The following is an 11,753-nucleotide window of genomic DNA, read 5'->3' as shown; positions in this document are numbered from 1 at the left end:
CGTGACCCCCGTGGTGGCGGTGGGGTTCCCGGAAGTGTTCCCGATTCCCGTATCACCTGGAGTGATCCTTATGAACGCACCATCGGAAGGCATGTCCGTACACCCCGGTCCCCGGCGCGTGGCAGCCTGCCTCGTCGTCGGCTTCGCCCTAGTGCTGTGGCCGAAGCTGTTCTTCATGGGAGGGGGAGCCTCCTCTTGGATCCTCGGGGGCCTCTCACTGGCCCTCCTCCTCGCGGTCCCTTCCTTGTGCCGGCTCATCTCCATCACGGTCGCCGGCGGGGTCCTGACCGTGCGACACGGCTCGCAGCGGATCGAGTTCCCGGCCGAGCGGCTCGCGGAGGTCTCGGTATCCGGCACCGGGGGATGGCTTCCTCTTTGGACTCTCACCCTGGTGGACACCGACGGCAATCGGGCTCGGTCCGCCCTGACCTTCATGAGCGCGGCCGACCGCAGGCGCCTGCTGGAGGCCGTCGAAGAACTGACGGCTCCCGGCGTGGTGCGGCACGACGACGCCCTGCGCTCCATGCTCGGAGACGGGAGCCGCTGACCGTTTCGGCGCGGGGCCCGATGCGTCCGCATCGGGCCCCGCTGCCGGACGGACACGGCGCTTCCCCGGTCGATCCCGTAGTCGACTTCGGCGACCAGCTCGGCCGCCCGCCTCGGACCCCCGTCGGCGCGGGCGAGCAGGGCGTCCGCGTCCCACCTCACCTCGCCGCGTCCGGGGGACGATGAGCAGCAGCGTCAAGTTCGCCTCGAAACGCGAGGCGTACAGGCCCGCGTCCGCCGCGGGCAGCAGTGCGTAGACCGCGTCCAGCAGCGCACACGCCGCGGTATCGCGCCGCTCTCGGGCGGCCGGGTCGCAGGTCCGCAGCCGCCGCGCCCACAACCGGGATCCGAGGGGCCTTGCGTGAAACGTGGCTGAATACTCTGCGTGAGAGTCCGGCTCGCCTCGGAAAGGTCCTGGGCTGCCACAAGGGCGGCCCAGGGACTGGGAAGCGGATCAGTGGGGGGCTCTGCGGCTCACTTCCTGGGGGACGGGGCGAGGCCTTCTGCGGTCTCGACGTCCGCGTCGGCATAGGTGGGGTCCGCCCAGTGTGGCAGGCCGAGCTGGTGGCGTTCTGGGCGAGGAGTTGGGAGCAGCCGGACGCGGTGGACCCGGTGCGGATCGACGCGTTCGACGCCTACTAGCAGATGACCGACGGCGAGTTCTTCAACGCCGTCGCCCTGAAGCAGATTACTCCTGCCCCCGTGCTATCCACCTCACCCCCACGTCGCCAACTAATACTGCACTATCGTTCATGGCGACCTCCGCGGTGCGCCTGCTGGCATCACGAGGTGCCCCATAACGCTCCCCATCCGCGACTGCAGGCCTTCGGCTTCGCGGTCCGCGACGCCCGGGAGCGCAGCGGCATGAGCATCGAGGCGCTCGCCGAAGCCGCCGATCTGTCCGCTCGCATGGTCATTGGCATCGAGCACGGCAAACGGAATCCCTCGCTGCTCACCGTCCTGGCCCTGGCTCATGGCTTGGGCGTCAGTCCGGGCCGCCTGCTCGAATTCGCGGCGGCCCGGCAGGAGCCTGAGGTATGAGTCCACGCCGACTCGCCCTGGTACCCGATCCCCATCCCGGTGAATCTCTGCTGAGCTGGGCGGACGCGCTCGCGCGGCTCAACCAGGTCTCCCGCACTGAGGCGCTGCGTATGGCGGGCTTTATCAGCTCCAGCACGGTGTCGGCCGTGTTCGGTTACCGCGTAAGCGACGCCGTCGTGCGCGCGGTGAGCGAAAGCACCGGGGTGGCGGGGGAGCGGCTGCGCGGCATGACGCTGGCCCACTATGCCGGGAGGGTGCTGGAGCCGTTGCCGCAGGACGATGCGAAGGAGTACGGGGCCTGGGCCGCGTGGCGGTACCGGCAGCGGATGGTGCTGGCCAAGCATTCCAATGCCTGCCCGTCGTGCTTGCGGGAGAACGGCGGCCGGTGGCTTGTGAGATGGCGGCTGGCCTGGTCGTTCGCGTGCGTACGGCACCAGAGGTACCTGATCGCGCAGTGCCCCGGCTGTGCCTCCGCCCTGCACCGTGTGTGGCCCGGAGAGCCAAAGTCCTGGATCTGCCCCGGTGCCTCCCGGGGGCTGGGGTTGCGACCGCCGCCGCAGCCGTGCGGCCGTGACATCCGCCGCATGCGGGCCAAGCTGGTCCGCGATGCCCGGCTCCTGGTCTGCCAGCAGCGGATCGACGACCTGCTCGATGGCCCGCAAGTCCTGACGGCAGAGGAGGCACGGGATCTCTTCCGGGAGCTGCACCACTCGATGCAGGACGCGTGGTCGGCGGTTCGGCCCCTTCGGCTGCCCCGGACCGACGAAGCGGTCCACCGGGCCTGGGAGCGCCATCTCGCGCCCGGCGGATACCGCGAGCAGTACCGCCCTCTGCTCGTGGCCGCCGCCATGAAGATCGCCACCGAGGCCGGCCTCGAGACCGCCGACGGAATTCCGGTACAGGCAGGACCGGCGCGGCCGAACTGGGGCGCCAGGCAGCCCGGGCAGGCAGGCGAGGTTGCATTGGCCGCGAACCGGTTCGGCAGCCGCTGCCGTCACAGCGGCTGCTTCGCCTGGGTGCCGGCCGGGCACGGTGTGGTGCTGGGCGACACCGACGGCCGGGACACCCACTGCCCTCGGCACGCACAGGGGTTCACCCGGCGGGCTCAGTCCCGCGAACACGCTGGACCGGCCGCCTTCACCGAGCCGTACCTGATGTTCTTCGACGAGCGGCTCCGTGAAGAAGAACAAGGCGTGGGGGAGGTGGGCGGCGGTCTGCTGCGGCAGCGGATCGAGGCCCAGCGGCTGATTCTGGAAGCCTGCGCGGCCACCGCGCCCCGTACCCGCGAGGGCAGGTCCCTGCGGTACGCCGTGCGGTGCCTGCTGCTGCCCTACGTCGGTCACCCGGACTTCCGTATGGCGTGGCTGCCCCGCCAGGGGGAGAACCCGGCGCGCCCCATCGTGGTGGAGGGCTCGGCCGGGGAAGCGAGCCGGGGCGCGGCGGGCCGTGGTTGAGGAGGAGCCGGTCAGGCGGCTCGGGGTGGTTCCCACTCCGTTCCCCGGGGAGTCGTTCGTCAGCTGGGTCGACACGGTCGCGGTGACTCTGCGGCTGTCGCGAACGATGGCGCTGCGGACACTGGGACTGTCTGGTAGCGCGAGTTTCAGCGCCCACCAGTTCCACCTTAATCCTGAGCAGTTGGAAGGGCTGTGGCGGCGAACGGGGCTGCGGCCGGCGCAGGTGGAGCGGATGCTGTTCAGCTTCTACGCGCCCACGGCTCTGCCGCAGCTCGCCTTAGACAGCGGGCGCATCGGGCAGGGTGCGCGAGTGAGTTACCCCTGGCTGCGCCGTGAGCACTCGGCCGCGTGCCCGCTGTGCGTCCAGGCGTCGGGCGGCCGGTGGCTGCTCAGCTGGCGGCTGAAGTGGACCTTCCTGTGCGCTGATCACCTGGTGTACCTGGTGGACCGCTGTCCGCGCTGCGGTCTGCGGCTGTACTGGCGACTGGAGGCGACCGCCTCAGGACAGCGCACCCGCTGCCTCCGTCCCGCGGCGTGGCACGGCCGCGGTCCACGGCGTCATGGGGCGGCGGTGTGCGGGTTCCCTGTGGTGGAGATGCCGGCCGTCCCGGCGGGCGCCGAGGAGGCCATTCACGTCCAGCGCCGTGTCCATGCGCTGGTGACACCTGCCGACGCGTCGCACAACGAGACCTCACGCCGCGTGCTGCAACAGCTTGTCCTGATCATCCGCGACGTCGCGCACCGGAAAACGCTGGCCGGTCTGCTCGACCGGATGGAAAGTACCGTGATCCGCGCCGTGCACGAGGCGCAGGGGCAGCCGTGGCAGCCGCCGCTTTCGTGGACTCTTGAGGGCGGGTCGCCAGCCGCGGTGTCCGCGTTGGTGCGCATCGCCGCCCGGACCGTGCTGTCGGACAGGCCCGGGGCGGGACCGTTTGACTGACGGCGCGCCCTGGGAAGCGCAGCCGCGAGGAGCGCCTCTTCCGTCTCAAACGAAACGCCGGTGTATGAGGTCCGCGATGCCAGGCGCGGTCACGTGACGAGCGTGCGCGGGGCACAATACGTGCGGCAGGCCGCGCGCGTGCACCACGCAGCCCTGTCCTGGTGGCACCCAGGCTGCACAGGCGGTGGCGCGGCACTTGCTACCGAAGCGGTTGGCCGCCGGCGCACCGGTGTCCGGCGGGAGGAAGCCGCCGGCCGACCACGAGGCCGTGTCCGCCTGCCGACAGCCGTCTTGGGAAGCGCCGAGTCCGCCCAGCGTCGCGATCTTGACGAGGGCCGCGGTCAGCAGTGGATCGTCCACGTACCACAGGGCGCCCTGGTGGCCCTGCCACCGCCGGTGGAGGACGGTGTCGGTGTCCGGCAGCGGCGGGGCGTCGTCGTAGTGGATGCGGATGTCCTCCAGCGCCACGTGCAGGGATCGCAGGATGTCCTGGCCGCCCCGGAGGTGCGGGTGGTCGACGAGTCTGTCGAGACGGCGCTGGCACTGGAGCAGATGGGGGTCGGACAGCCGGGGAGCGCGCATACGGGAGATGACCTGCGGGCAGGCAGGTTCCCGGCGGCTGTGATTGTACTGGCCGCACACGACGGCGTCCGCCGGACCGGGGACAATCTGGTGCAGGCCGTTGCCGCAGCCGCGGCAGGCAGCGAGCAGGTAGACGTGGTGGTGTACGCAGGCGAAGGACCAGGCCAGGCGCCATCGCAGCAGCCAGCGCCCGCCGTTCTCGCGTAGACAGGCCGGGCACGCGCGTGAGCGCGCGGGCAGGGCGAGGAGGAGGCGGGCCAGCCAGATGCCGGCAGTCCGCCGGTGCAGGGGGGAGGGAAGCGCGGGCAGGACGCCGTCGGCGTGGTGGGCGAGGGTCATCCGATGCTGCTGTCCGGCGGACAATCCGGTGGCCACGTGGACACGGGCCACCGTCGTGGCGGTCAGGTAAGTGCCGAAGTGCACACTGGGCCGGTACCCGGCGACGTCGGGTCGGGCGAAGCCCGCGAGTCGCAAGGCATGCAGGCGACTGACACGGTTCAGGCGGGCCAGCGCGTCGACCCAGCTGAGGAGCGACTCGCCTGGGTACGGCTCGGGGACCAGGGCGAGGCGGCGCAGCGACGTGGACATGACGCCAATCCTGCCCGCGTGTCCATGACAGGTATCGGGCGCCCTGGTGTCGGCCCCATCAGGCGCTTCCCCCGGCCGCAGGCCGCTTCCGGTCCCGCTTCTTCGCTTCCGTCGCCGCTTGACGTGACTTCAGGTCGGTGACCTTGGCGTACGCGCGTTCGTGGGCGTACGACAGCACGATGGAGTCCATGATCTCCCGAGTGATGGCCTCGGTGCCCTGCCGGACGGCGCGAACCGCGCTGCGGCGGATGAGGGCGTGCAGGCCGGCGATGCTGCCGTCGGTGCGCTCGTGCAGGTAGCGCCAGTGCCGGCGGGTCAGGCTCTCCTCCTCGTGCCGATACAGGGCCAGTGACCTCTCCAGAGAGCGGATGACACCGACCCACTGGAGGATGCTGTCGTCGCTGTCGAGGGTGAACGCGGCGAGTTCCTGGCGGCCGAAGCGGCCGGCGGTCTGCGTCCGGGGACCGGCGCCGGCCGGCACCGGAACCCTGGTGCGGGCAGGGCGTGTGCGGGGGCCGGTGGGGCCGCCCTCGCCGAGCAGTGGGCTGTTCTCCAGGTCGACACCGGTACCGATGATGGTGCACGGGGCGTGGTTGGCGAGGAACTTGATGTGATCATTGGAGGCCCGCCCCTCCTTGAGGGAGCAGTCCAGGAAGTGCAGATCGTCGAAGATGATCAGCTGGCTGCCGCTCGACGTGAGCGCGGTCAGGACGCGATCGTCGATGGTGTCCTTGGTGCCGCTGGTGGGGACGTTGAGGTAGCGGGCGATCGCGAGAGAGATCTGCTTGGGGGTGACCTGGTCGGTGAGCGAGATGTACACGACGGGGACGTAGGAGCCCAGCCGCTCGGGGGCGAACCGTTCGGGGAAATCCTCCCGCAGTTCCTGCTCGAACTTCCGGGCGATCATCTTGACCAGGGTGGACTTACCGACGGTGGGCGGACCGTCGATGAGCAGGCCGAGCCGGGCGCCCGGTGGTGCCATTTCGTTGGCGGCCAGCAGTTCCGTGATCTCGGTCTCGAAGTGCTGCACGGCCGGTGTCCAGGCCAGCACCAGGGCGCTGTGGTAGCGGTTGCGGCTCCGGTTCAGGCGACGCCGCTCGGCGTCGTCCATCGCCAGGTAGACCTCATACGGAGGCAGCAGCGGCCGCGGCGGCGGATCGTAGAACACGTAGCCGAACCAGTCCTCCTTGGTGCGCGGTTCAGCCAGCCCGGGATGCAGGCTCTCCCCATCGTCCCCGGGCGGTGGGGCCATCACGGAGCGCCGTCCTTCTCCGGGCGGCCGCCCCACACCTCGTACGAGGGCAGGGCGTCGAAGTCGATCGTGACCTCTTCCTCGTTCCGAGCGGGTAGCGGTGGCACGGCCCGCAGGCGCGGCCCCTTGACGGGGGTGCCGGCAGCGGAGTCGACGGCTTCGGTGCGTGCCTTGTCCCGGGCCGCAGCCCTGGCACGCTCCGCGTCCCGGGCGCGTGCCCGGCGGGAGCGGGCGGTGGACGCCTCGGCCGCGTCCGTGCGGTTCTGCAGGTCCAGCAACGCGTCCAGGACCACCTCCTGGTCCTGCGGGTCACGGCCACGATCACGCAGCTCCTGCTTGACCTGGCGCAGGGTGATGTCGGTAAACGGCTCCAGACCCGTCAGCGCGTGACCCCAGCGCAGCGTGTGCCAGATGCCGGTGTAGGGGTCGTGGAAGTAGACCTGCGTCATGTCCCGTGGGTCGTAGCGGATCGGCCAGGTGCCGCCTGCCTGCGCGTACGGGGACTTGGTGCTGTTGTGGGCGCGCAGGACGGGCGCACTGTAGTGCAGGTAGTCCTTCTGGATGCGGCGGTTAGTGATCGTGCACCAGTGGATCGGCAGGAGCTCCAGGAACAGGTTGGCATCACGCGGGGCGGCGATATAGCCGCAGCGGTGCACGGCGAGCCGGTACGCGTCGTTCGGTGACAGATTGATCTCCGGGAACCCCGCCAGCACCAGGCCCTTGTGCCGGCGGCGCTGGTAGACCGCGACGACGTACTCGGCGAAGAACTCCTCCAGTTCCTCGATCGTCCACCGGGCAACAGCGTCCACGTCGCCGCCGCGGTGCACCACGTGGTTGCCCTTGTAGCCGGCGATGTGCTCGGAGAACTGACTTCTGATCGTCTTGAACGCGGCCTCGACCTGTGGCTTGTCGGTGGGCCGGTACTTGCGGGTGTCCTGGATGGTGATCCCGTAACGGCGGCACACGTTCTTCACCGCCTGCGAGGCGAACGCCTTGCCGTGGTCGATCACGATCTTCTCGGGAAACACCACCGGGCGGGCCGCGGCGGCCGCGAACCGCTCGTCCTGCGCGAGCAGCGGCTCGCACGGCAGGCGCAGCATCCGGTGCCGCAGCCCGTCCGGCCAGCCCGGACGCATCGGCTCGGGCATCATCGCGTCCGCGATCACCAGCCCCGCGTCCACGCCCTTCGTGCCCTTGGGTACCAGACGCCACCCCAGCAGACTGCGGGTGCACACGTCGATGGCGATCGTCAGGTCCACCGAGAAGACGACGTCCTCGACCGGATCGTAGGCGCGCACGTCCAGCCAGCTGGTGTCGATCATCACCAGCTCGCCAGGACGGCTGGCGGTGATCGGCCGGTAGTGCCCGTCCGGCCGGTTCGCCACCGACTGGCGCGTCGTGGCCTGACCGGTGGTGTAGCGGCCGGGCAGAAGAGCGGCGACGTACCGGTTGAACGACTTCTGCGACGGCACCCTCACCGCGCCCGGGCCGTGGACGTCGGCCAGGCGGCGTTCCACCCGGCGCCGCAGCCGGTTCAGGCTGCCGGTCGAGTCGTCCTCCTCCGTCACGTAATGCTGCGTGAGGATCGCGTCGATCAGCCGTTGGTCCACGCCCGCCAGCGGATCCGACGGCCGATGACTGCGCCGGTCCACCAGCCCCCACGGCCCCTCATCCCGCCATCTGCGCAGCCGCCGCCACGTCTGCGGCTCGCTGTAGCCCAGTTCCCGCGCCTTGCTCCGCACCCGCTGGGCCAGCGACACCTCCGGGGCGTACTCCGGCCGGGGTTCCCCGGGCAGCGCGTCCTGCGGATCGCCGCTGCGATAGCCGGTGGTCATTTCCTGGAGGTGCTCTTGGGCGCGCTGGAGGTCCTCCAGCTGCTTGTCGCTCAGCTTGTCGAACAGAGCGGCGGCGTCCGGCCACAGCTGCCGTTCCGCAGTGCCCGGTTCACTGGGGGCTTCCCCCTCTGCGGCCTCGTCACCGTCGCAGGGGCGGAAGGTGGGATCCGCGAGCAGGTGCCCCACACCGATCACGGTCCACGAACCACTGTCCGAACGCAGCCGCACCCCATCGTCGGTCACCCCGGTCACGGTGTGCACCTCGTCGTCCAGCCACAGCTTCGTCCCGTACCGCAGGCGCACCGCGCCGTCGGCCGTCATTCGGACGCCTCCGCCGCGGTCTTCACCAGCGTCGTCTCCCGCAGCGGACGATCCAGATCCGTGACGATCCGCTGATGCCACATCAAGTGGTACAGGACCCCGCGAGCCAGGTCCGGGAACTCCATGAACCGCATCAACTCCCCGATCTCCACCGGCTCACGGGCCAACTCCAGCAGGCGCGGAACCAGATCCGCCCCCAGATGCAGCGGACGCCGGGCACTGGACAGCAGATCGACGTTCACCCAGCGCTGCCGGCTCGGCTCCGACACCATCGCGTAGTCCCAACCCAGCCGCTCACACACACGCCGGGTGCGCTCCTCCTGCAGCAACACCTTCGGATCATTCCGCAGTTCCGGGTTCTTCACATCCAGCAGCAGCACGCTGCCGTCCCGGCGACGCGCGAAGACATCCGGCGTGTGCCGCCACGCCCCTCGGGCGTCGATGGCATCGAACTCCAAGGGCTGCGTGACGAACGCCGTCACCTGCGGGTCGAAGTCCAGCAGCATCAGCCACTTCGACTCCAGCACGCTCTCGTAGTCGGCGAAGTCGCCCCACTTCGCCACCCAGTACTGGCCCGGCATGTGCCCCTGGTCCCGGTAACTGGGAATCGCCCGCACCATCCGGCCATCCTCGAACAGCACACCGGCCGCCTCCTCCAGGCGGACCAGACGCTCGATCCCCTCGGCATCGACGTACCGCACCCGCACCAGGTCGAACCCCCGGACCGCCGGCTCCGGACCCTCCACGTCACCGCTCACCGCGAACCCCTTTCCCACGGACTCCTGGCCGAACGCCCCACCTGCACCTGCGCCGCCACCGCCTCCGCGAAAACCTCCGGCACAGAGAGCCGCCCCAGTGGCCGGGCAGCCAGACGCCCGACATCGACCGCCGTCCGCACCAGCGGTGCCAGCCGCCGCGACAACTCCGGCATACCGGAGGCCGTCAGCACGGGCATCACCACGGTGAGAAACGCCGCCGCGGCATCGGCTGATGCCGGGCCCCAGCCGAACTGGCCCCGATGCGCCCCGCGCTCGGCGCGTTCCTCCAGCAGAACTCTCCCGCACCACGCCGGCACATCCCGCAGACGACCCAGAACCCTCGGCAACCCAAGCCGCAACAAGATCACACACGCGCGATACGCCGCGAACCACTCGCCCGCGGGCACGTCCACGCCGCCCAGTACCGGCCTCGCCCGCCCGAACGCGATGTCCAGCCATCGCTGCTGCGCTTCGGCCGTCCGTTCAGCTGCCCGGGTCACGCGAACCGCAGGAAGCCACTGCGAACAAGGTCTTCCGCCAACGGAGTTCGCGCAGCAAGTCGGCGGCCTGACCCACTGCGCCGGAACGACCCGAGGCCGGTCCCCACCCCACCTCAGCACCCAACCGCACGACGGACAACGATCCAGCAGCGCCACCTGATGCTCGGGACACACTGCCGCGCCCGACAGCTTCCACCACAATTGCCACACGCCACCCGACACGAGGAGGCAGCACGGGCACGCACGGCTGCCGTGCGGCTCCGCCCATTCCCGCCCGGCCGATGGCCGATGCGCCTTTCCCGCCGAGAGCACCGACTCCACGCTCAACGGCCCACCCTCGAAAACGGACAGATGCATCCCGTCCACCAGGCCGCCGGGAACACCCGTTGCCGTGAACACGGTCCGCCGGACCTCCTCGTCGGAACGCACCCCGAACAAGGGGGGCCGGACATCCGGAGATGCCCCCCGCAGGCGCAGTCCCATCAGGTTCGCGACCTCGGCCGGTGGGCACCGGTTCACGTGCGCCATCCGGTCCACCCACGACCCGAACGCCTCACCCGGCCGTGGAGCCGCGACCAGGGCTAATCGCCGTGGCGGCACATGCTCACCCCCTGAAAGCGTCCCGCATCACTCTCATCTAGAGGCTCACGCTATCAAGTGCACTATCAGGCTGGGGTTCACACTCTCATTTTGAGCTACTGCTCTCAGGAGAGGTCTCGGATGACGGGATCGGGTTGCCGTCCTGCATAAGCGCATGCAGAGTGCTCGGAGACTGAATATCCCGTCGGTGACCGGCCGGCTGGACGGAGGGGAACGGGATGAGCGAGAGCCCTGCGGCCCGGCTGCAGAAGCTGTTCGAGGGACACCGGCTGACGCCGACCCAGCGGCGCATCGCGCACTGCATGGTGCGCGGGGCGGCGGAGGTGCCGTTCCTGTCGAGCGTGGAGCTCGCCGAACTGGCCGGGGTGAGCCAGCCGTCGGTGACCCGGTTCGCGGTGGCGCTCGGCTTCGACGGCTATCCCGCGCTGCGCCGCCACCTGCGCGAAGTGGCCCCCGCCGAGCGGGCCGCGGGCGGTGAGGAGGACGCGTACAACGAGTACCAGCAGGCCGTCCAGGGCGAGATCGAGAACCTGCGGCAGCTCTCCGCGATGCTCGCCGACCCGGCGCCGGTCCGGGAGGCGGGGCGGCTGCTGGCCGGGTCGAGCCCGCTGCCCGTACTGGGGCTGCGCGCGGCCTCCTCGCAGGCGCGCGGGTTCGCGTACTTCGCCGCGAAGGTCCACCCGGACGTCCGGCTGCTCGACGAGGGCGGCTCGATGCTCGCCGACCGGATCGACGCGGCGGTGGGCGCGGGGGCCTCGGCCCTGCTGTGCTTCGCGCTGCCGCGGCATCCGAAGGAGGTCGCGGAGGCGCTGGATCACGCGCGGGGGGCGGGGCTGACCGTGGTCACGGTCGCCGACTCCGCCTTCGCGCCGGTGGCCCGCCACTCCGACCTCCTGATCCCGGCTCCGGTCGGCACCGGGCTCGCCTTCGACACGGCGTGTGCGCCGATGCTGTTGGGGCGGGTGCTGTTGGAGGCGATGGCGGATGCGCTGCCGGAGGCGCAGGCGCGGTTGGAGGCGTTTGACGCGCGGGCGGCGGCGCGGGGGCTGTTCGTGGAGTAGCTCGGTGTGGTGCGCCTCAAACGCCGGCGGGGCTGGGGTTGGCGGGGGTGCGGTGCTTGCTGCGGGGGGTGGGGGGGGGGGGGGGGGGGGGGGGGGGGGGGGGGGGGGGGGGGGGGGGGGGGGGGGGGGGCGCGCCCCCCGCGGGGGGGGGGGGGGGGGGGGGGGGGGGGGGGGGGGGGGGGGGGGGGGGGGGGGGGGGGGGGGGGGGGGGTGGGGTGTTGGTCTGGACTGCATGATTTAGGCGCCCTGTCCGCAACTTTCGACAGTTGTGGCTT

10 protein-coding genes are annotated in these 11,753 nt (G+C 70.8%); 5 read left to right on the top strand and 5 right to left on the bottom strand.

What is annotated here, in order from left to right:
* Positions 1–91 precede the first annotated feature (91 nt).
* The 4 genes from ACIA8F_RS13745 (at position 92) to ACIA8F_RS13730 (ending at position 3,981) form a co-directional block, all read left to right on the top strand.
* Positions 92–547, top strand: a complete 456-nt coding sequence (locus tag ACIA8F_RS13745) for a hypothetical protein (RefSeq protein ID WP_399378515.1) — start codon at positions 92–94, stop codon at positions 545–547.
* 644 nt (positions 548–1,191) lie between these two features.
* Positions 1,192–1,587, top strand: a complete 396-nt coding sequence (locus ACIA8F_RS13740) for a helix-turn-helix domain-containing protein (protein WP_399378514.1) — start codon at positions 1,192–1,194, stop codon at positions 1,585–1,587.
* Positions 1,584–3,041 carry a DUF6221 family protein gene (locus ACIA8F_RS13735; protein WP_399378513.1) on the top strand — a complete coding sequence of 486 codons (1,458 nt, stop codon included), beginning with the start codon at positions 1,584–1,586 and terminating at the stop codon, positions 3,039–3,041. The genes ACIA8F_RS13740 and ACIA8F_RS13735 overlap by 4 nt, the downstream gene beginning before the upstream one ends.
* Positions 3,034–3,981, top strand: a complete 948-nt coding sequence (locus tag ACIA8F_RS13730) for a TniQ family protein (RefSeq protein WP_399378512.1) — start codon at positions 3,034–3,036, stop codon at positions 3,979–3,981. Before ACIA8F_RS13735 ends, ACIA8F_RS13730 begins: the two co-directional genes overlap by 8 nt.
* A 45-nt stretch (positions 3,982–4,026) precedes the next feature.
* On the opposite strand, the gene ACIA8F_RS13725 is transcribed toward ACIA8F_RS13730, so the two are convergent.
* The 5 genes from ACIA8F_RS13725 to ACIA8F_RS13705 are packed head-to-tail and all read right to left on the bottom strand — an operon-like array spanning position 4,027 to position 10,417.
* Positions 4,027–5,151, bottom strand: coding sequence for a TniQ family protein (locus ACIA8F_RS13725; RefSeq protein ID WP_399378511.1), 1,125 nt, complete (start codon positions 5,149–5,151; stop codon positions 4,027–4,029).
* 58 nt (positions 5,152–5,209) lie between these two features.
* Positions 5,210–6,403, bottom strand: a complete 1,194-nt coding sequence (locus ACIA8F_RS13720) for a TniB family NTP-binding protein (protein ID WP_399378510.1) — start codon at positions 6,401–6,403, stop codon at positions 5,210–5,212.
* A complete protein-coding gene (locus tag ACIA8F_RS13715; protein ID WP_399378509.1) occupies positions 6,403–8,559 on the bottom strand; it encodes a transposase in 2,157 nt (718 codons plus the stop codon). Before ACIA8F_RS13715 ends, ACIA8F_RS13720 begins: the two co-directional genes overlap by 1 nt.
* Positions 8,556–9,317 (bottom strand): TnsA-like heteromeric transposase endonuclease subunit, encoded by a 762-nt coding sequence (locus tag ACIA8F_RS13710; protein ID WP_399378508.1) that lies wholly within the window; start codon positions 9,315–9,317, stop codon positions 8,556–8,558. The genes ACIA8F_RS13715 and ACIA8F_RS13710 overlap by 4 nt, the downstream gene beginning before the upstream one ends.
* On the bottom strand, positions 9,314–10,417 hold the full coding sequence (locus ACIA8F_RS13705) for a TniQ family protein (protein WP_399378507.1): 1,104 nt from the start codon (positions 10,415–10,417) through the stop codon (positions 9,314–9,316). Before ACIA8F_RS13705 ends, ACIA8F_RS13710 begins: the two co-directional genes overlap by 4 nt.
* 218 nt (positions 10,418–10,635) lie before the next feature.
* Between ACIA8F_RS13705 and ACIA8F_RS13700 the strand changes: the two genes are divergently transcribed.
* Positions 10,636–11,478, top strand: a complete 843-nt coding sequence (locus ACIA8F_RS13700; RefSeq protein ID WP_399378506.1) for a MurR/RpiR family transcriptional regulator — start codon at positions 10,636–10,638, stop codon at positions 11,476–11,478.
* Positions 11,479–11,753 lie beyond the last annotated feature (275 nt).

This window comes from Streptomyces sp. NPDC051563 (assembly GCF_044454225.1).
GTDB lineage: Bacteria > Actinomycetota > Actinomycetes > Streptomycetales > Streptomycetaceae > Streptomyces.
This window is presented reverse-complemented; position numbering and strand designations above follow the sequence as displayed.

What these genes read in the sequence shown, in the direction of transcription:
- ACIA8F_RS13740 (WP_399378514.1), top strand. Translation starts at nt 1,192, where the DNA reads ATGACCGACGGCGAGTTCTTCAACGCCGTCGCCCTGAAGCAGATTACT.
- ACIA8F_RS13700 (WP_399378506.1), top strand. Translation starts at nt 10,636, where the DNA reads ATGAGCGAGAGCCCTGCGGCCCGGCTGCAGAAGCTGTTCGAGGGACAC.
- ACIA8F_RS13720 (WP_399378510.1), bottom strand. Translation starts at nt 6,403, where the DNA reads ATGGCCCCACCGCCCGGGGACGATGGGGAGAGCCTGCATCCCGGGCTG.
- ACIA8F_RS13745 (WP_399378515.1), top strand. Translation starts at nt 92, where the DNA reads ATGTCCGTACACCCCGGTCCCCGGCGCGTGGCAGCCTGCCTCGTCGTC.
- ACIA8F_RS13735 (WP_399378513.1), top strand. Translation starts at nt 1,584, where the DNA reads ATGAGTCCACGCCGACTCGCCCTGGTACCCGATCCCCATCCCGGTGAA.
- ACIA8F_RS13715 (WP_399378509.1), bottom strand. Translation starts at nt 8,559, where the DNA reads ATGACGGCCGACGGCGCGGTGCGCCTGCGGTACGGGACGAAGCTGTGG.
- ACIA8F_RS13725 (WP_399378511.1), bottom strand. Translation starts at nt 5,151, where the DNA reads ATGTCCACGTCGCTGCGCCGCCTCGCCCTGGTCCCCGAGCCGTACCCA.